The organism is Burkholderia sp. MSMB1498, from assembly GCF_001526245.1.
Classification (GTDB): domain Bacteria; phylum Pseudomonadota; class Gammaproteobacteria; order Burkholderiales; family Burkholderiaceae; genus Burkholderia; species Burkholderia savannae.
On the sequence record NZ_LOYJ01000082.1, the window covers coordinates 1 to 1,995 of the forward strand.

At 63.6% G+C, this 1,995-nt stretch carries 2 protein-coding genes; both read left to right on the top strand.

Going from position 1 to position 1,995, the window contains the following annotated elements:
* On the top strand, positions 1–325 hold a 325-nt coding region (gene tnpB, locus WS91_RS17940; protein WP_156432389.1), incomplete at its 5' end, for an IS66 family insertion sequence element accessory protein TnpB.
* Between the two features lie 30 nt (positions 326–355).
* On the top strand, positions 356–1,909 hold the full coding sequence (tnpC, locus tag WS91_RS17945) for an IS66 family transposase (protein WP_059584212.1): 1,554 nt from the start codon (positions 356–358) through the stop codon (positions 1,907–1,909).
* Positions 1,910–1,995 lie beyond the last annotated feature (86 nt).

Sequence of the window (1,995 nt, forward strand, 5' to 3'; positions counted from 1 at the left end):
TACCCGAGTCTGGCTGGTGGCCGGCGTCACCGACATGCGCTGCGGATTCCAAGGGCTGGCGGCGAAGGTGCACACGGCGCTCGAGGACAATGCGCTCAGCGGCAACGTGTTCATCTTCCGGGGCCGGCGCGGCGATCTCGTGAAGCTCATGTGGGCAACCGAGGACGGGCTCTGGCTTCTTGCGAAACGGCTTGAGCGTGGTCGTTTCGTCTGGCCGCAGGCCGATGGCGGCAAGGTTCATCTGACGGCAGCGCAATTGTCCATGTTGCTCGAAGGCATCGATTGGCGGCAACCGCGTCGCACCGCTGCACTGTCGATGTTGTAAACCGAGCAGAAGGCTCGTAAACTGCGCCGCATGTCGAACGGCGCCGAACTTCCTGACGATGTTGAAACGCTGCGAGCATTGCTGCTCGAGGCTCGTGCTCAGCTTGCCGAGCGCGATCTGGAGATCGAGCAACTCAAGGCTCAGCTCGACAAGCTTAGGCGCATGCAATTCGGACGCAAGTCCGAGCAGTTGGACCGCGAGGTTGCACGGCTAGAAACAGCGCTCGAGGACCTGACGGGCGAGCGTGGCGTCGCCGATGTGCGGCGCGCCCGCCAATCAAGCGCAAGCACGCCTGTGAGCGACGCATCGCCGAAAGAAGCGCTGCCGCCGCATCTGCCACGCGAAGAACGTGTACTGGAGGCTGACGCAACGTGTCCGAAGTGCGGCAGCGCAATGCAGCCGCTCGGAGAAGACGTGTCCGAGCAGCTCGCCCGCGTCGCGGCGGTGTTCAAGGTGATTCGTACGATCCGGCGCAAGACGGTTTGCCCGTGCGGCCACCACTTCTCGCAGCCGGCGATGCCCGGCCTGCCGATTACGCGCAGCATCGCCCATCCGAGCCTGCTGGCCGACATCCTCGTCTCGAAGTACGCCGACCACGCCCCGTTGTACCGCCAGTCGCAGATAGCCGCGCGCGACGGCGTGAAGCTCGACCCGGCCAGCATGGGCCGCTGGGTCGGCCAGTGCGAGGCCCTTTGCGATGCGCTGACCGAGGCACTGCGCCGCTACACGGTGGCGCCGTCGAAGCTGCACGCGGATGACACGCCTATCCCGGTACTCGAGCCGGGCAAGAAGAAGACGAAGACGGGGCGCCTGTGGGTGTATGTGCGCGATGACACTCGTTCGGGCTCGACCGAACCGGCCGCAGTGTGGTTTGCTTACTCGCCGGACCGCAAAGGCATTCATCCCCAGACCCACCTGGACGGATTCAAGGGTATCTTGCAAGCCGACGCCTACAGCGGCTTCAACGAACTGTACGAGAGCGGCAAGATTCGCGAGGCGGCATGCTGGGACCACGCGAGACGGTACATATACGACGTGCATGCCCGAACGCCTGCCGAGGCGACCCGGGAGGTGCTCGAGCTGATCGGTGCACTTTACGCGATCGAGGCCGACATCCGCGGCAAACCCGCCGCGCAGCGGCTGCGCGTGCGCCAGGAGAAAAGCATCCCGCTGCTCGCGGCCATCAAGACGTGGATGACGGACAAACTCGCGACGCTGTCGAAGAAATCCGAATTGGCCAAAGCGATCCATTACTCGCTTAATCAGTGGGATGCCCTCGTGCTGTACTGCGAAGAGGGCCGTGCCGAGATCAGCAACGCCCTGGCCGAAAACGCGTTGCGCTGTGTGAGTCTGGGTCGAAAGAACTTCTTGTTCGCCGGCTCCGACAGTGGGGGGAAACGGGCCGCGGCGATGTACAGCCTGATCGGCACGTGCAAGCTGAACGGGATCAACCCGCGCGCTTACCTCGAATACGTGCTGACCCATATCGCTGATCACCCCATTAACCGCATCGACGAATTACTACCCTGGAACGTGGCAAAAAAGCTGCCAGGGAAGTCTTGCCCACCTGCCTCCACGGGCTGATTGCCAGCGGGCCAACACGAGCGCTCGATAACCAATCATGCCTCACGTGCGCGCCGGATTGCGGACGGCCTTCGCGAGGCGCTTAC

What these genes read in the sequence shown, in the direction of transcription:
- tnpC (WP_059584212.1), top strand. Translation starts at nt 356, where the DNA reads ATGTCGAACGGCGCCGAACTTCCTGACGATGTTGAAACGCTGCGAGCA.